This window comes from Paeniglutamicibacter psychrophenolicus, assembly GCF_017876575.1.
Classification (GTDB): Bacteria; Actinomycetota; Actinomycetes; order Actinomycetales; family Micrococcaceae; genus Paeniglutamicibacter; species Paeniglutamicibacter psychrophenolicus.
On record NZ_JAGIOE010000001.1, the window covers coordinates 3,129,269 to 3,148,769 of the forward strand.

27 protein-coding genes and 1 pseudogene are annotated in these 19,501 nt (G+C 63.9%); 15 read left to right on the plus strand and 13 right to left on the minus strand.

Annotated elements, in window-relative coordinates:
- Positions 1-5 precede the first annotated feature (5 nt).
- Genes JOF46_RS14180 through otnK form a run of 3 tightly spaced genes read right to left on the minus strand, consistent with a single transcriptional unit; the run spans position 6 to position 2,829 of the window.
- Positions 6-788, minus strand: a complete 783-nt coding sequence (locus tag JOF46_RS14180; protein WP_209908099.1) for a DeoR/GlpR family DNA-binding transcription regulator — start codon at positions 786-788, stop codon at positions 6-8.
- A complete protein-coding gene (gene otnI, locus JOF46_RS14185) occupies positions 785-1,564 on the minus strand; it encodes a 2-oxo-tetronate isomerase (RefSeq protein ID WP_209908101.1) in 780 nt (259 codons plus the stop codon). Before otnI ends, JOF46_RS14180 begins: the two co-directional genes overlap by 4 nt.
- A 17-nt stretch (positions 1,565-1,581) precedes the next feature.
- Positions 1,582-2,829: a 3-oxo-tetronate kinase gene (gene otnK, locus JOF46_RS14190; RefSeq protein ID WP_209908103.1), complete on the minus strand. Its 1,248-nt coding sequence runs from the start codon at positions 2,827-2,829 to the stop codon at positions 1,582-1,584.
- A gap of 705 nt (positions 2,830-3,534) precedes the next feature.
- Between otnK and JOF46_RS14195 the strand changes: the two genes are divergently transcribed.
- The 3 genes from JOF46_RS14195 to JOF46_RS14205 are packed head-to-tail and all read left to right on the plus strand — an operon-like array spanning position 3,535 to position 4,105.
- Positions 3,535-3,807, plus strand: a complete 273-nt coding sequence (locus JOF46_RS14195) for a hypothetical protein (protein WP_209908105.1) — start codon at positions 3,535-3,537, stop codon at positions 3,805-3,807.
- Positions 3,804-3,977, plus strand: a complete 174-nt coding sequence (locus JOF46_RS14200) for a hypothetical protein (protein ID WP_209908107.1) — start codon at positions 3,804-3,806, stop codon at positions 3,975-3,977. Before JOF46_RS14195 ends, JOF46_RS14200 begins: the two co-directional genes overlap by 4 nt.
- Positions 3,956-4,105, plus strand: coding sequence for a hypothetical protein (locus JOF46_RS14205; protein WP_209908109.1), 150 nt, complete (start codon positions 3,956-3,958; stop codon positions 4,103-4,105). The genes JOF46_RS14200 and JOF46_RS14205 overlap by 22 nt, the downstream gene beginning before the upstream one ends.
- 11 nt (positions 4,106-4,116) lie before the next feature.
- Here JOF46_RS14205 and JOF46_RS14210 read toward each other — a convergent pair whose 3' ends face one another.
- The 4 genes from JOF46_RS14210 to JOF46_RS14225 form a co-directional block, all read right to left on the minus strand.
- The gene (locus tag JOF46_RS14210) at positions 4,117-4,686 is read right to left on the minus strand and encodes a DapH/DapD/GlmU-related protein (RefSeq protein ID WP_209908110.1); all 570 of its coding nucleotides are present in this window, start codon (positions 4,684-4,686) and stop codon (positions 4,117-4,119) included.
- A gap of 121 nt (positions 4,687-4,807) precedes the next feature.
- The gene (locus JOF46_RS14215) at positions 4,808-5,239 is read right to left on the minus strand and encodes a (R)-mandelonitrile lyase (protein ID WP_342592456.1); all 432 of its coding nucleotides are present in this window, start codon (positions 5,237-5,239) and stop codon (positions 4,808-4,810) included.
- Between the two features lie 5 nt (positions 5,240-5,244).
- Positions 5,245-6,141 (minus strand): helix-turn-helix transcriptional regulator, encoded by an 897-nt coding sequence (locus JOF46_RS14220; protein WP_209908115.1) that lies wholly within the window; start codon positions 6,139-6,141, stop codon positions 5,245-5,247.
- Between the two features lie 135 nt (positions 6,142-6,276).
- The gene (locus JOF46_RS14225) at positions 6,277-6,657 is read right to left on the minus strand and encodes a hypothetical protein (protein WP_245348134.1); all 381 of its coding nucleotides are present in this window, start codon (positions 6,655-6,657) and stop codon (positions 6,277-6,279) included.
- Between the two features lie 49 nt (positions 6,658-6,706).
- On the opposite strand from JOF46_RS14225, the gene JOF46_RS14230 reads away from it, so the two are divergent.
- Both JOF46_RS14230 and JOF46_RS14235 read left to right on the plus strand, forming a co-directional pair.
- Positions 6,707-7,777: a helix-turn-helix transcriptional regulator gene (locus JOF46_RS14230; protein WP_209908116.1), complete on the plus strand. Its 1,071-nt coding sequence runs from the start codon at positions 6,707-6,709 to the stop codon at positions 7,775-7,777.
- Between the two features lie 125 nt (positions 7,778-7,902).
- Positions 7,903-8,760, plus strand: a complete 858-nt coding sequence (locus tag JOF46_RS14235; RefSeq protein ID WP_209908117.1) for a helix-turn-helix transcriptional regulator — start codon at positions 7,903-7,905, stop codon at positions 8,758-8,760.
- On the opposite strand, the gene JOF46_RS14240 is transcribed toward JOF46_RS14235, so the two are convergent.
- Together JOF46_RS14240 and JOF46_RS14245 are read right to left on the minus strand one after the other, a co-directional pair.
- Positions 8,697-9,185, minus strand: coding sequence for a hypothetical protein (locus JOF46_RS14240; protein ID WP_209908118.1), 489 nt, complete (start codon positions 9,183-9,185; stop codon positions 8,697-8,699). The genes JOF46_RS14235 and JOF46_RS14240 overlap by 64 nt on opposite strands.
- Before the next feature lie 118 nt (positions 9,186-9,303).
- Positions 9,304-10,059, minus strand: coding sequence for an SOS response-associated peptidase (locus tag JOF46_RS14245; protein WP_209908119.1), 756 nt, complete (start codon positions 10,057-10,059; stop codon positions 9,304-9,306).
- A gap of 608 nt (positions 10,060-10,667) precedes the next feature.
- Between JOF46_RS14245 and JOF46_RS14250 the strand changes: the two genes are divergently transcribed.
- The 4 genes from JOF46_RS14250 (at position 10,668) to JOF46_RS14265 (ending at position 12,625) form a co-directional block, all read left to right on the plus strand.
- Complete coding sequence (locus JOF46_RS14250) at positions 10,668-11,234, plus strand: hypothetical protein (protein WP_209908120.1); 567 nt, start codon at positions 10,668-10,670, stop codon at positions 11,232-11,234.
- Between the two features lie 223 nt (positions 11,235-11,457).
- A complete protein-coding gene (relB, locus tag JOF46_RS14255) occupies positions 11,458-11,745 on the plus strand; it encodes a type II toxin-antitoxin system RelB family antitoxin (RefSeq protein ID WP_209908121.1) in 288 nt (95 codons plus the stop codon).
- Entirely contained in the window at positions 11,742-12,005 is a 264-nt protein-coding gene (locus JOF46_RS14260) for a type II toxin-antitoxin system RelE family toxin (RefSeq protein ID WP_209908123.1), read from the plus strand. The genes relB and JOF46_RS14260 overlap by 4 nt, the downstream gene beginning before the upstream one ends.
- 218 nt (positions 12,006-12,223) lie before the next feature.
- Positions 12,224-12,625 (plus strand): hypothetical protein, encoded by a 402-nt coding sequence (locus JOF46_RS14265; protein ID WP_209908125.1) that lies wholly within the window; start codon positions 12,224-12,226, stop codon positions 12,623-12,625.
- 138 nt (positions 12,626-12,763) lie between these two features.
- Here JOF46_RS14265 and JOF46_RS22895 read toward each other — a convergent pair whose 3' ends face one another.
- Complete coding sequence (locus JOF46_RS22895; RefSeq protein ID WP_209908127.1) at positions 12,764-13,327, minus strand: GNAT family N-acetyltransferase; 564 nt, start codon at positions 13,325-13,327, stop codon at positions 12,764-12,766.
- A gap of 265 nt (positions 13,328-13,592) precedes the next feature.
- On the opposite strand from JOF46_RS22895, the gene JOF46_RS14275 reads away from it, so the two are divergent.
- Entirely contained in the window at positions 13,593-14,162 is a 570-nt protein-coding gene (locus tag JOF46_RS14275) for a dihydrofolate reductase family protein (RefSeq protein WP_209908128.1), read from the plus strand.
- 150 nt (positions 14,163-14,312) lie between these two features.
- Here the strand turns inward: JOF46_RS14275 and JOF46_RS14280 are convergent, their stop codons facing one another.
- Positions 14,313-14,789: an ASCH domain-containing protein gene (locus tag JOF46_RS14280; RefSeq protein WP_209908130.1), complete on the minus strand. Its 477-nt coding sequence runs from the start codon at positions 14,787-14,789 to the stop codon at positions 14,313-14,315.
- A 330-nt stretch (positions 14,790-15,119) separates the two neighbouring features.
- Here JOF46_RS14280 and JOF46_RS14285 point away from each other — a divergent pair, with 330 nt between their 5' ends.
- Positions 15,120-15,422 carry a putative quinol monooxygenase gene (locus JOF46_RS14285; RefSeq protein WP_209908132.1) on the plus strand — a complete coding sequence of 101 codons (303 nt, stop codon included), beginning with the start codon at positions 15,120-15,122 and terminating at the stop codon, positions 15,420-15,422.
- A 166-nt stretch (positions 15,423-15,588) separates the two neighbouring features.
- Here JOF46_RS14285 and JOF46_RS22750 read toward each other — a convergent pair whose 3' ends face one another.
- On the minus strand, positions 15,589-15,801 hold the full coding sequence (locus tag JOF46_RS22750) for a PhzF family phenazine biosynthesis protein (RefSeq protein ID WP_342592457.1): 213 nt from the start codon (positions 15,799-15,801) through the stop codon (positions 15,589-15,591).
- 148 nt (positions 15,802-15,949) lie between these two features.
- Positions 15,950-16,522: pseudogene (locus JOF46_RS22755) on the minus strand (PhzF family phenazine biosynthesis protein); the annotation flags it as partial.
- A gap of 170 nt (positions 16,523-16,692) precedes the next feature.
- Between JOF46_RS22755 and JOF46_RS14295 the strand changes: the two are divergent.
- From JOF46_RS14295 to JOF46_RS14310, 4 genes are all read left to right on the plus strand, one after another.
- Complete coding sequence (locus JOF46_RS14295; RefSeq protein WP_245348137.1) at positions 16,693-17,190, plus strand: DUF1801 domain-containing protein; 498 nt, start codon at positions 16,693-16,695, stop codon at positions 17,188-17,190.
- 195 nt (positions 17,191-17,385) lie between these two features.
- Positions 17,386-17,658, plus strand: coding sequence for a glutaredoxin domain-containing protein (locus tag JOF46_RS14300; RefSeq protein WP_113762443.1), 273 nt, complete (start codon positions 17,386-17,388; stop codon positions 17,656-17,658).
- A gap of 107 nt (positions 17,659-17,765) precedes the next feature.
- Complete coding sequence (locus JOF46_RS14305; RefSeq protein ID WP_209908136.1) at positions 17,766-18,851, plus strand: S-(hydroxymethyl)mycothiol dehydrogenase; 1,086 nt, start codon at positions 17,766-17,768, stop codon at positions 18,849-18,851.
- Positions 18,851-19,480 (plus strand): MBL fold metallo-hydrolase, encoded by a 630-nt coding sequence (locus JOF46_RS14310; RefSeq protein WP_209908137.1) that lies wholly within the window; start codon positions 18,851-18,853, stop codon positions 19,478-19,480. The genes JOF46_RS14305 and JOF46_RS14310 overlap by 1 nt, the downstream gene beginning before the upstream one ends.
- Positions 19,481-19,501 lie beyond the last annotated feature (21 nt).

A 19,501-nucleotide genomic window follows, 5' to 3' on the forward strand; every position in this document is an offset into this window, starting at 1 on the left:
TTTCTTTAGTTGGGGAATTCGAGCTGTGGTTCGACCAGGGTGAGGGGAATGCCCAGTTCCCTGATCTTCTCGACCGCCGAATCGGCAAGTCCGGAATCGGTGATGATTCCGTCGATGTCGGTGAGCTTGACTGCCTGCAGGCTGGCCACCCGGCCGTACTTGCTGCTGTCGCTCACCAAGATGGTGCGTGCGGCGGTCTCCTTGATGGCCCGTTTGACCGCCAGCTTGGCATCGGCGGGCACGGAGGTTCCGCGCAGATCAAAGGATGAGGTGGACATGAACGCCACATCGACATTGAACTGGGCAATCATGCGGGCGGTCAGCGAACCGTCCGACGAGAGGTTGGCACGGTCCAGGGCACCGCCGGCGAAGTAGAGTTCGTTGCTCGAGCGTTCGGAGAGGCTCAAGGCAATCGACAGGTCGTTGGTCACGAAGACCATGTTCGGCATCGGGGCCAGGCATTGGGCGATGGCCAGCGTGGTGGTGCCGGCGTCGAGGAACACCACATTGCCGGGCTGGACCTGCTCGGCGGCAGCCTGTGCGATGGCGAGTTTCTGCGCTTGCTGCAGGCCTTCCTTGACCGTATGCGACTGGTCCAGGGCCAGTCGCTCGGGCCGGCTCACTCCCCCGGGGACAGAGACGACGCGGCCGAGCTCCTCGAGCCGGTGGATGTCGCGGCGCACGGTCATGTGGGACACGCCCAGGGCCTCGACAAGGCTGGTGATGCTGACGCTTCCCTGTTCTTGAAGCATCTGGAGGATGGCGCGCTGGCGCTCAAGGGGAATCACTTGGCGTCGTTTCGGTACGCCGCGAGCCATCCCAGGCCCGCGGTGGTTTCCCCTGCCGGCCGGTATTCACACCCCACCCATCCGCGATATCCCGCAGCAACCAATTCGGCCAGCACGTACGGGTAGTTCAGCTCCCCGGTGTCCGGCTCGTTGCGCTCGGGCACCGAGGCGATCTGGATGTGGCCGATGGAATCGATGGAATCGCGCATCAGCATGGTGACATCGCCCTCGGTGATTTGGGCGTGGTAGTAGTCGAACTGCAAGCGGGCGTTCGGCCGGTCGATCCGCTCAAGCAGGTCGATTGCCTGGGCTACGCTGCCCAGGAAATATCCGGGCATGTCACGGGCGTTGATCGGCTCGACCAGCACCTCGATGTCAAGCGCGGCCGCCAGGTCGGCCGCATACCGCACGTTCTCGACATACAGGGCCTCGGTCTTGCCGGTGACATCGCTGATGCCTGCCATGATGTGGATCTTGGGACATTCGAGGGCCCGGGCATAGTCCAGGGCCTGGGTGATCGAATCCCGAAAGTCCTGTCGGCGTCCTTCCAGCGTGGCCAGCCCGCGCTCGCCGCCGTCCCAGTCCCCTGCGTGGGCATTGAAAAGGGCTTGTTCGAGAGAGTGGGCCTTTAGCTTGTCAGCGATCAGGGACTTCTCGAAGTCGTAGGGGAAGAGGTACTCGACGGCGTTGAAGCCCGCGGTCGCCGCTGCCTCGAAACGCTCGAGGAACGGCAATTCGGTAAACATCATGGACAGGTTCGCGGCAAATTTCGGCATGATCGGCTTTCCTGGTCTTATTGGGCTTGGCTGAAGAAATCGACGGTCCCGAAGTTTCCGGATTTCAAGGCCAGATCGACCCGTCCATCAAGTGTCCGGACCCAGGGAACGCCCGGGGCGATCGGTTCTCCCACCTCGAATCCGGCGATTCCCAATGCGGTGGTGACCGAACCGGAGGTTTCGCCGCCGGCCACCACCATGCGCTGGATTCCGTCCTGCACCAGCCGGATGGCGATGCGCGCGAAGAATCCCTCGATGGCCTGGCTTGATTCGGCCGAACCGTAGGTCCGCTGGAGGCGCTGCACTTCTTCGGGGCCGGCAGTGGCGAAGATCAACGGAGCACGGCCGGTGGAGGGCTGTTCACTGAACCATGCCAGCACTTCCGCGTCGTAGCCCGTCGGCGAGGTCAGCAACCGGTCGACATCCACGGCGAGACAGGGGCCCTTGGTCATGTAGTCGGCGACCTGGTCGTTGGTCATGACCGAGCAGGAACCCGACAGGATCACGGCCGACCCGGTCTTTGGAGTGAAGGACGAGCGTTCACCCCTGGCTGTTTCCGGAAGCGCCCGGGCGATGGCTCCACCAAGTCCCGAGCCGCCGGTGACCAGGCGCATCTGGGCAACGGCCTCGCCCAGTACATCCAGATGCCGGTCGTTGAGGGCATCGAGCACCGCATAGCGGTTTCCCGCGGCCTTCAGTTCGGCCAGTGCCTCACCGACTGCTTCGCGACCACGTTCAATGGTGTCCACGGGGACCAGCCCGGTGGTTCCCGTGGACTGGCCGTCCATGAGGCGGACCAGGCTCGAGTCGGTCATCGGGGTGACCGGGTGGTCGCGCATTCCCGATTCGTGGAGTGGCACACCGTTGACGAAGAGGTACCCCTGGTAGGTGGTGCGCCCGTTGACCGGCAGCGCCGGGCAGACGACGGTGAAATTCTCGTCCAAGGCGTCCAGGAGTGCATCGGTGACCGGACCGATGTTCCCCCGGGAAGTGCTGTCGAACGTCGAGCAATATTTGAAGAAGATCTGCCGGGCTCCGGCGGTCTTGAGCAGTTCGAGGGCCTGCAGCGACTGTTCAATGGCTTCATCCACCGGATTCGAACGGCTCTTGAGGCTGACCACGATCGCCTGCACGTCATCTGCAATGGAGTCGAGCGATTGGATGCCCGATAGCTGGATGGTCTTCACCCCGTTGGCCACGAGAAAACTCGCGATGTCGGTCCCACCAGTAAAGTCATCGGCGATTACACCAAGCCGAACACCCATGTTCACTCCCCGTCTGCCGCGGCGCCATCACCGCTGTTTACAATGTTTCACAAAAGTTACCATATTCACACAGTCGGGGGCAATGGCGCGCTTGACAAGCGGGATTGGGATTTGGCGTAAACCTCCCGCTATTCGGGGCTTAACAACTCCTGACACCGGCCCGAGCCAGCCAATGAGACAAGTGAAGTTCACAAATATTCCCACCATTCCCAACCACGTCACATGCCCAAGTAACGCGCACCGCTGTGGGCATTCGCCTTGCATATGCCCCCGGGTCCGGGGGCGACGACCTCCGATGGGAGACCGTGCACGGAGCACGGCCTGGCCGTCGCGCCGCGAACCACACCTCAGGCAGATTCCACATCGAAAGAACTCTTGCGAAAGAGTTCTTTCGATAGTTACGTGTCGCGCATGGACATCACCGATCCCAAGGCCATGCGGGCGCTGGCCCACCCCTGCGCATCCGGCTCCTGGGGATTGTCGGCACCCAGGGCCCGATCACCGCGGCCCGCTGCAGCGAGTATGCCGGCGAAGCCCGGACAACTGCTCGTTCCACCTGCGCACCCTGGCCGAGCACGGCTGCATCGTGCGCGCACCCGGAGCAACCGGTCGCAACCGGCCCTGGCAGATCACCGACGTCACCCAGAACCTGGACCGGAACAAGGTGGCCCCGATTCCCTGTCGGCGGCCCTGGCCCTTGGCCACATGCTCCAGAACTGGGAATTCGAACGCATGCGTGCCGGACGGCACCTTCCGGTTCCCGAAACCTGGAAGGGGCACCTGTTCGAGGCCGTTGCCACGCTGTTCCCGACCCCCAAGGAAGCCGACACCCTCAACGAACGGTACAACGAACTCATTGCCCCGTTCCTGGATCGCATCGCCGACCCGACCCGGCGCCCCGTTGGCTCCGCCCCCGTGCGCGTCTTCATGGCCACCGCCCTGGCCCACGATCTCATCCGCAGGGGCGAGGAGTCGTGAAAGCGCTGCTGTCCATCCCGGTCTTCCGCAGGTTCACCGGCATCTGGACCGCCGTAAACCTCGCCGACAGCGCCTTGTTCCTGACCCTGTTCATCCGGGCCAAGGACATCTCGGTTCCTCGAGCGCGGCGGGCGCACTGCTGGTCGCGGTGGTGGACTACCGGCGGCTGACGCTCGTGGCCGGCGTGGTGGTCGCCGTCTGTGCGCTGGCCATGCTGCGGCGCGGGCACACAGCCGTGGCCGGGGCGCAGGACACCACCGCAGCGGCAGGAGCCGAAAAACAGCAACACCCCCGGTGAATCCGTGTCCGCTACCCGGTGACGGTGCGAACCACCCGTGCGGGGGAACCCACCACGACGGCTCCGGCCGGCACGTCCCTGGTGACGACGGAGGCGGCAGCCACCACGGCGTCGTCCCCGATGCTCACCCCGGGCAGGATGGTGGCATTGGAGCCGATCCACACGTTGCGCCCGATCACCACGGGGGCCGGATGCATGTCGGCGCGGCGGCTCGGGGCAAGGTCGTGGTTCAGCGTGGCGATCACCACGTTGTGCCCGATGAGCGTGTCATCCCCGATGGTCACCCCGCCCTGGTCCTGGAACTTGCACCCGGCGTTGATGAAGATCCGCTTCCCCAGGGTGATGTTCCTGCCGAAGTCGGCGTTGAAGGGCGGGAAGAGCGTCACGGATTCGTCGACCGGTTTCCCGGTCAGCTGCGCGAGCAGCTCCCGGACCCGCGCCGGCTCGTGGTATCCGCCGTTGAGTTCGCCGGTGATGCGCAACGCCTCCTGGCTCACCCGGTGCATGATGCCGTGCAGCGGCGAGTCCCCCGTGATGGTGCGCCCGGCATTCAGCTGGGCAATCAGGTCGTTGAGTTCCATGGTGTCCTTTCACCCGGGTGACCGTTCAGGAGGCCCGCACCGGTTCATGCCTTCGATTCCGACAAATTGCGGGGGCGCGCTGCTCCCGGACCGAACAGCATGCATTGCCCGATCCGCGCCCTTACCGGGCCTGGTTCTTCCCGCTGCCCGGTCGGCGGTATTCGCCCTCGGCGACGTGTTCGAGCCACCGGGTGGTCTGCGCCGGGTCATCCGCGTTCTCGAGCATCGCGAGGTGCTCCATGAAGTCTTCCGGCGTGGCGCCGTGCCAGTGCTCCTCTCCCGCGGGGCAGTACACGGTTTCACCCGGCGTGGCTTCCACGACCGTGCCGTCGCGCATGCCGAACAGGGCGACACCGCTGGTCACGTGCAGGGTCTGGCCCCTGGCATGGGAGTGCCAGGCCGTGTGGGCCCCGGGGGCGAAGCGAACCCGGGCGACGATCATCCCCTGGCCTTCTTCCTGCGGATAGGCGATGGGGTCCACCCAGACGTCACCGGTGAACTGCTCCGGGCCGTTCTTGGTGGTCGGGGCCTTGGGCAGGAATTTGTGTGCCACGGTTTCTATTTCCTTTCCCCTGCGCGAAGCGCGGGGTTGTTGACGATGCGGGTCTTGTTCCATGAACCAAGCAGCTGGAGCTTCTGGTGGGATTCCGAGCCCGGTTGTGCCGTGTAGACCATGAGCTTCAGGCCCGGATCGGCGGTGATTGCCAGTTCCTCGTAGGCCAGGACCAGCTCCCCCACCTCGGGGTGGTTGAACCTCTTGGTTCCCGTGCCGTGGGTGCGCACGTCGTGGGCGGCCCACAGGGTGCGGAAGGTCTCGCTTTGGGTGGACAGCTCGCCGACCAGGTCCTGGATGCCGCGGTGCTGCGGGTCCTTCCCCGCCTCGTTCCGGATGATGGCCACGCACATCTGCGCGAACAGCTCCCAGTCCGGGTAGAAGGCCTTGGACGCGGGGTCCAGGAACTGGAACCTGGCAAGGTTCGGCGTCCGTCCGCCGCCGTCGCCGATCACCGGCGAATAGAACGCGCTGCCCAGTTCGTTGACGGCCAGCAGGTCCTGGGCCTCGTTGCGCACGAAGGCCACGGAGTCCTTCATCGAGTCCAGGACCCACTGCAGGGATTCACGCGGCGGCCGGGCAGGGGACGCGGGGCGGCGTTGGCGTCCCGAGGTCGGTATGCCGTCGGCGGCGCGGGCCAGGTCAAACAGGTGCGCCCGCTCGGTCTCGCTGAGCATCAGGGCACGGGCCAGTGCGTCCAAAACGGACGACGAGGCCCCGGCAATCGCTCCGCGTTCAAGCTTCGCGTAGTACTCCACGCTGACCCCTGCAAGGCTTGCCACCTCGCCGCGGCGCAGGCCTGCAACCCTTCGGTTGCCGTACGCCGGCAGGCCTGCACGTTCCGGGGTGACCTTCGCCCGGCGCGACATCAGGAACTCGCGAACTTCCGACCTGTTATCCATGTCCTTAAGCCTACGGGTGGACATCCGGATGAGGGATACCCTCCCAGGGCACCTTTCCTTGCCGCGCGCCGCAGGGTTGGATGCCCCCGGATCCGACGGGTAGTCCGCCGGCTCCAGGGGCATCGGGCAGGTCCCTTAGGATCGGTCGTTACCGTCCACCTGCTCCACGATCCGCGTCTTGGGCCCCGAGGCCAGCGCCGGGGAGGCCACGGGCGTGGACCAGACATCCGACCGAAGCCGGTCCAGGAATTCCTGGGCCTGGGCGCGCGAGGCAAAGTCGAGATCCAGCACCACATAGTGCCGATCATCGACGGGACGGAAGATGCGCTCGGCCAGGACACCGGAGCGGATCCGCCCCAGCGGGTCGGCGCCATACGCGCCCTTCCACATCTCGAAGTCCTTCACTCCGTGTTCAATCTGAAGCGTGTACATCGCGGTTCCCTTTCCCTTGGCGCCGATGCCTTGAGCGTAGGCGCGGTGCCCGGTGGCCCGCCATCCCAGTTTTCTGGGATCCACCCGCACCCGGGCAACCTCCCGAAAAGGAGCCGGCGCGCATACTTGTCCCATGGGAAGCAGGTGGGCCGCCGAACGCCTTATCCAACGTGTCACGGCGCTCGATGAGGCACGGCTCGAGAGCCACGCCTACCGCCGCGCGGTGCTCGAGGAACTCTCGGTAGCGATCGGGCACGAGGCCTGGGTGTGGCCGTTGGCCGACCCGATCACCACAGTCGGGCTCTCCCCGATGGCACAGGTCCCGGGCACAGCGGAACTGCCCCTGCTGATCACCCTCAAGTACGCCACGGCACTGAACCGGTGGACAACCCTGCCGACAGCCCCGGCGCGCGCCGTCTCGCTGGCCGCGGCCACCGACGGCGAGCTGTCCCGCAGCGAATCCTGGGCCGGGGTCCTGTGCAGGCACTCCATCACCGATGTCCTGTCGATTGTTTTCGCGGACAGGTGGGGCACCTGGGGCTGGCTTGATCTGTGGCGGGGCCACGGGGCCGGCGTGTTCACCGCCGCCGAGGTGGAACAGCTGTCATCGCTGGCACCGGCGATCACCACGGGCCTGCGGCATTGCTCGGCGAGGCAGTTCCAGGCCGGCAACAATGCCGCCGCACCACCCCACCCCCAGGCGGTGCTGGTGCTGGCCGAAAACCTGGGCGTCATCAGCCAGACCAATTCCGCGGGCCTCTGGCTGGAGCTGCTGCAACCCGGGCCCCGCCCGCACCAAGGCATCCCGGCGGAGGTGCTCAACGTGGCCGCCCAATTGCTGGCCCAGGAGTGCGGCGTCGATGCGCACCCGGCCGGTTCACTGGTCCATGTGGGGTCCGGGGTCTGGGCACGCCTGTCGGCAACGCGCATGAACACGCCGGCGGACAAGGCGCCGGCACCCATTGCGGTGACCATCCAGGACGCTTTGCCCGCCGAGCGCATGGCGGTCTTTGGGAGGTGTTTCGCGCTGAGCCCGCGCGAAAGCCAGCTGCTTGAACTTGCCGCGAGCGGGTTGGACACCGCTGCGCTGGCCCGCGCCCTGGGCATCGGGCGGTACACCGTGCAGGACGATTTCAAGTCCCTCTTTGGCAAGTGCGGGGTGCAAAGCCGCGGCGCACTGGTGGCCATGGCCGCCGGCCACTGACCGGGCGGCGCAACGGCGCATCAGGGGCACCTCCCTCCGTCCCCCTCCCGTCCGGGCATGCGGCAGCGTAGCATGGCCCCCAACGGGTACTTCGTCGCAGCGTGCTTGGGGAGGGGAACAGCTGCATGGACAGAGCTGACCGCCTTCGTGAACGATGGCTCGACACGGCCGCCGGGATCCTGCAGGAAACGAATCCGGGAGCGGCCCGGAAACTGTTGCACGACGCCCTGCTGGAATCGTTTCGCGCGTTTGCGGCGGTCAGGGCCCCGCTGGCCGCCCGGGGCGGAACCAGCGCTGTGGCCATCTTCGGGCACTACCCCGTGCTCGACAGCGCTGCATGGGAACTGGCGGCGCAGCGGGCCGGCGCCGACCACCCGATGTTCGCCTACCACAACGCCACTGCCGACCCCGCGCCGGTGACCCTGCTGGAGGTCTGCGAGCGAGGCTGGGCGGTCTCCGAGTTCGCGGACTCGATGATCGAGCGGCTCGGCGTGGGCCGGCACCAGCTTTCGCTGCCGCTGGGCACCGCCGGAACGCAGTCGGCAACCTACGGCTTCGTCAGTGACGGGACGTACCGGGAGCGAGACCTGGAGTCCGCACGTTTCCTCCAGCCGATCGTGCGCGGCCTGGATGCGCACATCCACCTGCTCGATTCCCTGCTGCCCGGACCCGCCCCCGAGGCCGAACCCGAGCGCCCGCTGACCGCGCGGGAACTGCTGGTCCTGGTCCTGGTTGCCCGGGGCTGCACGGCCCACGGCATTGCCGCGAGGCTGGGCGTCTCGCACCGCACGGTGCACAAGCACCAGGAGAACCTGTACCGGAAACTGGGCGCGGTGGACCGCCTGTCGGCGGTCCTCCGCGCCCAGCAATGCGGGCTGCTCCCCCTGCAGCCCGCCGGTGCCGATGACCGTCCCGGAGGCTACCCCGGGAATTCACACACCCCGCTTGACACAGCATCGCCCAGCGCCTGGCCCAGCAGCTGATCCAAGGCATCGATGTGGTTCCCGATGTAGCCAATGGCACGGCTCTCCTGGCCCGAACCGATCAGTCCCGGCCCCGAGTTCCCGGACTCGTTGGCCCAGGCTGCGAACGATTTCTCCGAGATGCTCGAGTTCATGTAGATCAGCGGCACGTGCGAGATGCCTTCGGCTTCCATCCACGGCTCCATGTAAGGAACCAGATCGATCTTGCCCACGCAGTCCGGGGCAACCTCGGCGATGATGAACTGCTCGGCCAGCACGTCCAACGGCATCCACCGCTTTTGCTGCAGCTGCTGTGCGTAGGCCGCATCGCTCCACTGCTTCTTGAAGCATTCGTGTGCCAGCGCTGCCGGCGCCGCCACCACCGACGCCAATGCCACGGCTCCGGTGGCCGCAGCCGCCCGGGTCCCCCAAGTCCTGATACCCATGTTGATTCCTCCAAGGTTGGTGGCGCGTTCCCTTCGCACCGACAGGCACCAGTCTTCCCCGGGGGCGTAGCCGGCGCCATACGCAGTGGTGCGTAGCCGGCGGGAGACGGGCGCCGCCTCAGAACAGTCCCGAGTGCTCCTCGACGAGTTCGGGCCCATCGTTGCGGACGTTTCCGACCGCGGAATCCACCTCGCGCAACTCCCAGCCGGAGGCAACCTCGTCGGCACCGGCGCGCACCATCTCCACCAGCTCGGCCGCGTTCTTGTCCTCGGGGTCCAGCCATTCGGCCATGGCGTCTTTCGACAGCGGGATCGGCAACCTGTCGTGCAGGCCGTGCAACTGCGCCAAAACCTCGGATTCAGAGTCGGCGGCCGGGGACGGGCAGGTGAGGATCGTGGTGGACAGCAGCCATTGGCCAGGGTCGCCATCTTCCTTGGACGGGTCCTTCCACCATTCGTAGAGCCCGGCAAAGAAGATCAAGGATTCGTCGGCCGGGTGGACGTAGAACGGGCGCTTCTTGGCCTTGGATGTGTCCCCGGCCAACCATTCGTAGTACCCCTCGGCCGGGACCGCGCAGCGCCTGGCCTTGGCCGCGGCTCGGAAAGACGGCTTCTCGGTCACGGTCTCGCTGCGGGCGTTGAACGCACGCACGCCCACGGACGCTTCCTTGGCCCACCCCGGCACCAGTCCCCACTTGGCCACATGCACCTGCCTGTGCAGCTTCCCGTCGATCAGACGCTCCAGCACGATCGGCACGTCGGTGGTCGGGGCGACGTTCCAGGACTGCCGCAGCTCAAGGTTTGCATCTGCCTCGGCCTCGGCCTCCGCGACCAGGTCTCCGATGGCCTTGGCCATCACGTATCTACCGCACATCCCCATCGCCCCTTCTTGTTGAATTCCACATATTCAAAACAGCTCCGGAGCCCTTGGCGCCGCGGAACCACTTCATCCCATAGACACCGTATCGTTTACGACGTTCCCCCGAAACGTCGCCGGGCTTCCCCGCGGATATGTGCGCTTGTTCGGTTCGCCCGCTGGCGCCGATGACACCGTGCGGAGCAACATGGACTCCTCCTGTCCCGGCTAACCTCAAGTGGGCCCATCTCACGACGCGTGGACTGTTAGCAAGAACTCGCTAAACATGGACCAGCGGAACCTAACCCGATCACGCCCGGGCATCTTAATGATTTGCCCCGCAAAAGGCCCCTTCACCGGGCTTTATTGCGGGCCGGGTATACGGGACACCAGAAATCCAGCGATCACAAAGACACTGGTCAACAATTGGTTTGTCCGTTTGAGGACCGGCTAACGGGACAAATGAGACTCACCGATGCGAGGTGGTAATCAAGTCCCCCGAATCCTTTACTGCGTTCAGCATCCCAGACATGCTAGGCGAATGAAACAGAGCCGGGATCGGACCACCAGGAGGACATAAAATGCGGGGATTCGGACTTAAGCGACAGGCCGCCTGGCCGAGAGATATGGCCATCGCGGTTGATGACCATGTGCAGAATTTGAAAATGCTGCTGTTTGTCCGTCAATCATGGTCACTCGCACAGGATCTTGACATCCCGGACCTTAGCCCCGTTCCTGTGACCGGAAATTCCAGAATCCCGGAGTCCTCAAGTCGAGATGCATGGGACTTGATGTGGAAGCGGGAATGGGACCGTGCCTGGGCCTGGTATGACATCCGCAGCGAACGAAAGGCTCCACTGACTCAAGGAGAAATGCAGAGCTTCGCACGACCCGGGCAGGATCTCAACCCGCTAATGCCGCCATTCTGGACCGTCGAGTACGGCGAAGAAGGCATTGACTGGGATGCCTTCGACGCTTGGGACCGGCAAACAACTCCGATACCCCCAATCAACGTGGAGTTCGACCACGTCTCCGCACTCGTTTCCGCGTGGCATGGCGGCCTCACCAACGTCATTGTCCTTCCATACCGTGGGTTCTTCGCGCACCGGCTAAGCTCCAGCCACTTGGTCGTTTCCGCCGAAACGAGGCGCAGCCCGGAGCTATATGACAGGGCTCTAAGCTTCTGCACATAAGGTCAGCCCAAGGTCGGGATTGAGGCACGTCCCGCTTCTGACCGTGGGTTGACTTTGCAAAGCCCGGTCAAGGTTCCCCTTACGGGCAGCGTCGTGGAGACGCTGTCGAGGGGCGATTGGGCAACGAGAAAGTAAACAGAAGGAGCGTACGCCAGCGGCATTCTACGGATATGCAGGAACAAGAGCACTGTTGGTCAATGTAAACAACGTATACAATGTTTACATGAGTACCTCAACGCCTCTTGGTCGGCCCATCTCGGTGCGACTTCCTGAAGATTTGCGTGAGCGTGTCGAAGCGCTCGCCAGAGCAACCCGGCGCAGCCTAGGCGACGTTGTGCGCGAGGTATTGGAGCGTGACCTTTCGGAGTTGGAATGGGAGCAGCGCATCGTTGCTCGTGCCGCGGATCTTCGATCGGGGCGTGTCCAAGCTGTGCCGCTTGCTGTGATCGAGCACGAGCTTGGGCTAAACGATGCCCTGGCTGATGCCAGCATTCTGGATGAGATCGAGTGAGCTGGGAGGTCGAGCTAGCGCCCGAAGCTGCGAAGTGGTTTCGGAAGGCTGACCCCCAGAACGCCCGGCGTATTCGTGCCGTGCTCCGCGCAATCACCACACTCGAAAACCCTCGGGACCGGGGCAAAGCCCTCACTGGAGGGCTGTCTGGTCTGTGGAGGTATCGCGTTGGCGATTATCGAATTGTCTGTGATCTGCAAGATGCACGCCTTGTCATTTTGGTGATCGATATTGATCATCGCAGCAGCATCTATGGATGAATACGGGCTTCCCGATTTACTGCGTGCTCAGTCGCCACAGCCGGACTGAATTGGCAGGGAACGAAGCCCACTTCAGATGCCCGGACACTAGTGTGTCCCGCTGAAGGTTCCTCAAACGGAACACTCTTCCTTGGGGAACGGCAGCGGAGGACCGTCTCGTTCCAAGGACGTGGCAGACTACTGCCATGGAAGCCACTTCGTGAAGCAGAGGAGAACCGGTGGAACTGAACAGGGATGCACGTTCCCTTGAAAAGCAGATGCATGCTCGGTTCGCCAAGGCATTTCGGGTCACCACGCTCTCGGATTTCGAAGCCGGTGTGCTCAGCAAGGGCTATGTCACTCGCGAAGATTATGAGGAAGCGTATCGGCTATACGTCGAAAAGATGACCGCTGCTGGTTTCCTCGTGGAGGAAATAGTTGATGACAGCGGTTACTACGTTCGTAACTACTCATCGCGCCGCATGGACGAGTTCTATGCTCAGGACGCACCCGCCTCTGAGGTCTCTCGCCGCGAGGAGGAAGAAAGGTCCCTGAGCCGGGAATGCGAAGTCGGCACGTTCCAGCTCATTTCCACGATTTTCCACGAGCAATCCAAGCCCAGCAGTCAATTCGACGGTTAGTGCGATTCTCAGGACAACAGTCCCGTTCAGGCTTCCCCTGCGAAACAGTGTGTACCGAGAGCCAATCCGTTTGGGGGTACGGCAATTAGCTCTGCAGAAAACGCGACATTTAGCGTTGAAAGCCACACGGCTGGATGACTAGGCCGTCCAGGGAAGTTTGTGATGCAAGGCGTGCAGGGTCACGGTTCCGCCGTAAATGGGAGAGGTGCCGAGCTCCGAAAAACCCCAGTGTCCATAAATCTCTCGGACCTGGGACGCTTGGCCGAAAACACCCAGGACGGCATCCTGTTCGGTTCGGCTCGAGAGGAGTTCACGGATGCACTGTTTGGCTATCCCACGGCCTCGAAAGTTTTCGTCGACAGCGAGTTCCTGGACAATAACGGTTCTCGAAGGCGAGATTACCGCGTCTAGCGTTGGCAGCATCACGTTTAGTCGTCGCAGCCAGGAGCTGTCCTGGTCAAGCCTCTGAGACAACGCAAAGCCGACCAGGTGTCCATCGTGTCTCGCCGCGACAAGTCGCCCACCAGGACTGGCAAGTTGGTCGGGACCCCATTGATCAATGCTTTGTAGTTCGTCTGGTGATTCATTGTAAGGAGGGGCTGCGAAGCTCGAGACGAAGAGACTCGCGATCTCAGCCCAAATTTCGTCCGGGGCAACATGCTCGAACCGGACGTAATCAACTTCCTGGTCGTTCTCTCTCATGGTGGCTCAGTCTATGTCCTGTTTCCTTAGGTGCAGGCCAGGCGGGGAGGGAGGGACCCCCTCCGCGACAGTTCACCCGGAGTTGAGAACGAGTCCGAGCCCGCCACACTCGGCGCGCGTATCCAGGCTGGATTCGTGCGCCGACACTTCCGTCAAACGGCGAGGCTGCCTATCCTCGGACCATGGGTGGTTCAAGCCCAGCATCGCTCTGGCCGGTTGTCGGTTCGGTGAAAACGCACTGCGCGCATCAAGGGAGAGCAACGAGATGAGACAACTTCGATACTCGATCAACGTCACGCTCGACGGCTGCTGCCATCACGAGGCGGGGCTCCCCCCGGACGAGGAGTCGATGAGCTACTGGACCGCCGAGATGGAGCGAGCCGATGCCCTGCTGTTCGGCCGGGTGACCTACGGGATGATGGAGTCGGCGTGGCGGAAGCCGTCCACCGGCACGTGGCCAGGCTGGGTGGAAGGGTGGCAGGTCCCGTTCGCCGAGGCCCTCGACCGGGCGAAGAAATACGTCGTGTCGAGCACGCTTGGCGGGGTCGATTGGAATGCCGAGCTGCTGCGAGGCGACTTGGGGCAATCGGTGCAGCGGCTCAAGCAGGAGCCAGGCGAGGTTCTGTGGGTTGGTGGCGTAACGCTCCCCCTGGCGTTGGCGGATCTGGGACTGATCGACGAGTACGAGTTCCTCGTGCAGCCGGTCCTTGCCGGGCATGGGCCGACGTTGCTCGCCGGTCTGCGCGAGCGCATCCAGCTCGAGCTCGTGGATCGCCATGAGTTCCGGTCGGGGGCGATCGCCCTGCGATACCGGCCTACGCGAGCAACGGCTTGACGTGGTTTGTTCCGGCACGTTGACCGCTGCCCCGCGACGAAGCAACGGTTCTCGCGCCTGGGATGAACCCTTCGTTCTCGGCCGCCACTGGAAACGCTCGGGACAAGGCCCCGACCCCGACGACTTCACCGATGCCCCATCCATAGCCACTCACGCGACCCCCGATCGACTCCGGGAAGGTCGCGTATGAACGATGGGTCTCTTGGGCAGGCGCGCTACGATCTTGAACCGCTGCAGCACCAGCACCGTGTCGTCATCGACGGAGAAGTGGGGGTCGCCCATGGCATCGCGCATCTCCTGCGAATGCCAGAAATCCTCGTGGCCGGCCCGCCACTGGGCGATGGTGGTGAAGCCCTCGCCCTCGTCGATTGCATGCTGCAGATCCACCTCTGCCAGCCGGACCTGGCGTACTTCCGTCATCTCAATTACGGCCACAGGCTTTCCGGCGGAGTCGATGACCACTTCCCGCAAACCTGCCACCGGCAGATCTTCCTGCTCAATCTCGTACTCAATGAGCGTGGCAGTCGTGGAGGTCTTGGAACCGTCCAGAACGGCGGCCACCAGCTGGTCCCGGAGAGGGCCGGGGAAGGCGAATTCACACACGGGCAGGGCGCTGTAATCGGTCACTGTGAAAGCGTATCCCCCCGTGCCAAGTTTTCGCGGTCCCACCGTGGCAATTCATGGGACAGGTTCTCGGCGGCTTGTTCCGCCCACGGTTCAAGGCCCTGGGCATATAAAACTGTCACCTTCTTGCCGTCAGCGGGCACAGTACGGCGGTCCGGCCGCGGATGAAGTCCTGCTCGGCGACGTGCATGTAAGCGCCGTGCCGGTCTGGGATCGGCAAACGGGCATGACGCTCGTTCCCGCGACCGTCTGCCGACCAGTTCGCAGTGTGTCCGTTCAACGTCCGACTTCCGGGAGGGTCGCAATTTCTCATCGTCTGGGTAGGGTTGTGCCATGACTTTCGCAAGCGCCGGAACACTCGGTGTGGTCCCTAGTAAGCGTGATGAGCTGGTTGCCCATCTGACTCAGCGCAGTGACATCCTCAGTCAGATCGGTTGCCTGGCCTATGAGGTGGGAGTCAGCGATGGCGACCTCGAAACGGTGTTCGTCATGGAACTCTGGGAGAGCGCCGAAGCGCATCAAGCTTCCCTCGCCTTGCCGGAGGTCCAAGCATCCATAGCGGCGGCACGACCGCTTCTGTCCGGCGCCTTTGGCGGGTTTCGCTTTAACGTCGTCGGATCGCCGCTACGCGACTGAACCGCGGCGTGCCAAGAGCACGCCAAGCGATCCGTAGCCGGAACTCCTCAGCCGTCTCATTGAGGGCTCCCCTGACGGGACCCGACTCCCTGGACACAAAACAAACGGATTAGCTGAACCTTGCGGCTGGATTCGAGGTTTTGATCCGCATTTCCCGATTCGGTGGTCACCAGGACACTGTGCCGGTGATCCCGGAAACGGTGTCTCCCCCGACCCAGATGTCCTGGCCAATCTGTTCAATATGGATACGGCCACGGCGCTGCATTTTTGTCCCCTGGACCGCGGTGTAGGCATGCGGGGCTTTCCCCGCAGGTATCAGCCACTGGGCCATCGCCGCGTTCAGGCTCCCCGTGACCGGGTCTTCTCCGAGCGAGTTCATGGACGTAAGCGCCCGAACCTCGAATCCGGCATCGGCACCCGCAGGGTGGGGACCAATGAGCCCGATCTTGGGGGAAACCTCCGACGGCAGCCTTGGGAGGCTCGGCGGCCAGGACGCTTTTGGCATCGGCAAGCAGCAGAGCCACCCATCCCGGACCGTTGTCCGTCCAGCGTCCTTCGATCACGGCTTCGGCATCCAGCTTGAGTGCCTTCGCGATCAGTCTGATCTCCGATGCATCCAGTGCATCGCTTCGCACCAGTGGCGGCGCGGCAAAAGCCAGGCGGCCACCGTCTTGGCGTACGCGAACCAATCCGGCACCGCATTCTTGTACGATCTGTTCCTGCGCCTGCGGAGCGCCCCCGCAATCCAGCCAGGCACGCGCCGATCCGAGCGTCGGATGGCCGGCGAAGGGCAGCTCATGGAACGGAGTGAAGATCCTGACCCGATAGTCGGCGGCCGTGGTTGTGGGTTCAAGCAGAAACGTTGTTTCGCTCAGGTTTGTCCAACGGGCAAATGCCGCCATCTGGTCGTCGCTCAAGCGATCGGCTCCGTGAACCACGGCCACGGGATTGCCCAGCGTCAATTCGGACGTGAAGACATCTATCTGGCTATACGGAAACACCCGTGGCCCCTTCTTGGTTGGCAAGCAAGTCTCGACCCTGTGCAGAGGGCGGCAAGGAATTGGAAATCCATGAAACCCAACTCCAAGCAACATCACCATCGCCGGAATCTGCAAACCGTGTCAATTTTCGACAAGCGACAACAGCACCGAAAGCAAGAACCGAACCGCCAGCTGCCGCAGCAACACGCCCTGTCCTTCCGCCGCAGCGGATAGAGTATGCCAGCGCACGGCTGGTGCATTTTTCCCAGGTGCAGGGGATAATTCCGTCCATGAGCAGCACGGAGAACGACAAACCGGAAGTCCGGAAACCTGCCATACGCCTCGCGGCGCCGGTCGACGGCACCTTCACCCTGCCGGAAGCCATGACCGGCAGGGCAAGCCCCGCAAAGGCAGCGGTCGGCGACAAACCGGTCTTCGCCTACCTCGACAGCCTTCCACAGCCACAGCGCGGCATCGCCGAGGCGGTCGATGCACTGGCTGCCAAGACCCTGCCCGGCCTGCAGCGTTCGGTAAAATGGGGCATGGCCTACTACGGCGTCGGTGACGGGTGGTGCTTCAGCTGCGGAGGCTTTGCCCGCCACGTCAAGCTAATGTTCATCAACGGCACCGCCCTGGAACCCGTACCGCCGGTGACACCGGTAGGCATGGGCAAGGCGACGCGAGGGGTGGAGCTTGAATCCATCGACGACGTCGACGAATCCCGGATCGTGGAGTGGATGAAACAAGTCACCTCGGTGCCAGGCGTTGGCGGAGCCAAGAAACCCTGAAGGCCGGGTTGTCGCCAAGGAATCGTTCGCCGGAGATTCCTGGCTCGTGAGCCGAACAGCACCAAAGACGGTGGAGATCCCCGGGTCACCCGCAATGGAGCATGATGGCATGCACCGGCCAGGGGAACGCGTGATTTTCGGCCGGCACGTGAAGGACCATGAAATAAGACTCCCCTGTCCGTGGTTACATCAGGTATGAGCGAAAATGAAAAACTTGCCCCCTACATTCCCGCGGCCGGTGCGGTCACAATGTTCACCACTTCGTGGTGCGGTTACTGCCGCAACCTCAAGCGCCTGATGGATGCCAAGGGAATCGGCTACACCGAGGTAAACATCGAGGAAGTCGAAGGCACCGCGGAGCTGGTGGAATCCTTCAACGGTGGAAACCAGACGGTCCCGACGCTGATCTTCCCGGACGGGACCTCTGCAACAAACCCGCGGATTGAGGAAGTCCTCGAGCGGGTCTAGTCGGGCTGTGATTGGATGGAGGGGTGCCCCTCGCCGAAAGGCGGACGGCGCCCCTTCCTCGTTAAGCTTTGCGTCGCATGATTGCGACCGCGCATGAATGGAGTGTCATGTCCCAAAAAGTTCAGGCCGTCATTGTCCGTGCCAAGGACGCCCCCGTCGAGACGGTGACCATCGTGGTTCCGGACCCGGGTCCGGGCGAGGCAGTGGTCGACATCCTCACCTGCGGCGTCTGCCACACCGACCTGCACTACAAGCTCGGCGGGATCGGCAACGACTACCCGTACCTGCTCGGGCACGAGGCCACCGGCGTGGTCTCGAAGATCGGCGAGAACGTGGCGAACGTCGCGGTCGGCGACCGCGTGATCCTGAACTGGCGCGCGGTCTGCGGGCAGTGCCGCGCCTGCGCCAAGGGCCAGGCCCAGTACTGCTTCAACACCGCCAACGCCACCCAGAAGATGACCCTGGAGGACGGCACCGAGCTCTCCCCCGCGCTGGGCATCGGCGCGTTCGCCGAAAAGACCCTGGTCGCCGCCGGCCAGTGCACCAAGGTGGATGAGGATGTCGACGCCGCCGCCGTGGGCCTGCTCGGTTGCGGCGTCATGGCCGGCATCGGTGCGGCCATGAACACCGGCGAGGTCAAGCGCGGCGAGTCCGTTGCGGTGATCGGCTGCGGCGGCGTCGGCATTGCCGCGATCGCCGGGGCGAAGCTGGCCGGGGCCACCACCATCGTGGCCGTGGACATCGACGACGACAAGCTGGCCATGGCCAGGAACATGGGTGCCACCCACACCGTGAACTCCAAGACCACCGACGCGGTCGAGGGCATCAAGTCGCACACCGGCGGCTTCGGCGCCGACGTGGTCATCGAGGCCGTGGGCCGCCCGGAAACCTACAAGCAGGCGTTCTACGCCCGCGACCTGGCCGGCCGCGTGGTGCTGGTGGGCGTCCCGACCCCGGAGATGAAGCTGGAACTGCCGCTGCTGGATGTCTTCGGCCACGGCGGGTCGCTGAAGTCCTCCTGGTACGGCGATTGCCTGCCCTCGCGCGACTTCCCGATGCTGGTGGAGCAATACAAGCTCGGCCGCCTGGACTTGGACGCGTTCGTCTCCGAGCGCATCTCCCTCGGCGACGTGGAGGCCGCCTTCACCAAGATGGGCGAGGGCAAGGTCCTGCGTTCGGTGGTGGAACTCTAATGTCGGCACAGATCCAAAACATCGTCACCTCCGGCACGTTCTCCCTGGACGGGGGCACCTGGGAGGTGGACAACAACGTCTGGATCATCGGGAACCAGGACGAGGTCTTCGTGATCGACCCGGCCCACGAACCGGCCAAGATCAAGGAAGTCGTGGGCAACCGCGCGGTCAAGGCCGTGCTGCTGACCCATGGGCACGACGACCACATCCGGTACGCCCGCGAATTCGCGGACCTGGTCGAGGCACCGATCCACCTGAACCCTGCCGACACGATGCTCTGGCAGGACGTGTTCCCCGGAACCACCGCCGACCACGAGATTACCGACGGGCAGGAGTTCGAGGTTGCCGGCACCACGCTGGTGGCCCTGCACACCCCCGGGCACTCCCCCGGTTCCACCTGCTTCTACGTGGAGTCCCTGGGCACCCTGTTCTCCGGGGACACGCTGTTCAACGGCGGCCCGGGTGCCACCGGGCGCAGCCACTCGAGCTTCGAGACGATCATCGACTCGATCCGCGAACGCCTGCTCACCCTGCCCGAAACCACCGTGGTGAACACCGGCCACGGGGACGCCACCACGATCGGGGCCGAGGCACCGAACCTGGACGAGTGGATCAAGCGCGGCCACTGACCGGCATTGATCCGGGGTGTG

Coding starts and splice junctions, on each gene's coding strand:
- JOF46_RS14240 (WP_209908118.1), bottom strand. CDS start 9,185: ATGGGTATCAGGACTTGGGGGACCCGGGCGGCTGCGGCCACCGGAGCC.
- JOF46_RS14230 (WP_209908116.1), top strand. CDS start 6,707: ATGGGAAGCAGGTGGGCCGCCGAACGCCTTATCCAACGTGTCACGGCG.
- JOF46_RS14305 (WP_209908136.1), top strand. CDS start 17,766: ATGTCCCAAAAAGTTCAGGCCGTCATTGTCCGTGCCAAGGACGCCCCC.
- JOF46_RS14310 (WP_209908137.1), top strand. CDS start 18,851: ATGTCGGCACAGATCCAAAACATCGTCACCTCCGGCACGTTCTCCCTG.
- JOF46_RS14210 (WP_209908110.1), bottom strand. CDS start 4,686: ATGGAACTCAACGACCTGATTGCCCAGCTGAATGCCGGGCGCACCATC.
- JOF46_RS14195 (WP_209908105.1), top strand. CDS start 3,535: ATGCTCCAGAACTGGGAATTCGAACGCATGCGTGCCGGACGGCACCTT.
- otnI (WP_209908101.1), bottom strand. CDS start 1,564: ATGCCGAAATTTGCCGCGAACCTGTCCATGATGTTTACCGAATTGCCG.
- JOF46_RS14235 (WP_209908117.1), top strand. CDS start 7,903: ATGGACAGAGCTGACCGCCTTCGTGAACGATGGCTCGACACGGCCGCC.
- relB (WP_209908121.1), top strand. CDS start 11,458: ATGAGTACCTCAACGCCTCTTGGTCGGCCCATCTCGGTGCGACTTCCT.
- JOF46_RS14275 (WP_209908128.1), top strand. CDS start 13,593: ATGAGACAACTTCGATACTCGATCAACGTCACGCTCGACGGCTGCTGC.
- JOF46_RS14295 (WP_245348137.1), top strand. CDS start 16,693: ATGAGCAGCACGGAGAACGACAAACCGGAAGTCCGGAAACCTGCCATA.
- JOF46_RS14245 (WP_209908119.1), bottom strand. CDS start 10,059: ATGTGCGGTAGATACGTGATGGCCAAGGCCATCGGAGACCTGGTCGCG.
- JOF46_RS14220 (WP_209908115.1), bottom strand. CDS start 6,141: ATGGATAACAGGTCGGAAGTTCGCGAGTTCCTGATGTCGCGCCGGGCG.
- JOF46_RS14285 (WP_209908132.1), top strand. CDS start 15,120: ATGACTTTCGCAAGCGCCGGAACACTCGGTGTGGTCCCTAGTAAGCGT.
- JOF46_RS22750 (WP_342592457.1), bottom strand. CDS start 15,801: ATGAACTCGCTCGGAGAAGACCCGGTCACGGGGAGCCTGAACGCGGCG.
- JOF46_RS14300 (WP_113762443.1), top strand. CDS start 17,386: ATGAGCGAAAATGAAAAACTTGCCCCCTACATTCCCGCGGCCGGTGCG.
- JOF46_RS14250 (WP_209908120.1), top strand. CDS start 10,668: ATGGCCATCGCGGTTGATGACCATGTGCAGAATTTGAAAATGCTGCTG.
- otnK (WP_209908103.1), bottom strand. CDS start 2,829: ATGGGTGTTCGGCTTGGTGTAATCGCCGATGACTTTACTGGTGGGACC.
- JOF46_RS22895 (WP_209908127.1), bottom strand. CDS start 13,327: ATGAGAGAGAACGACCAGGAAGTTGATTACGTCCGGTTCGAGCATGTT.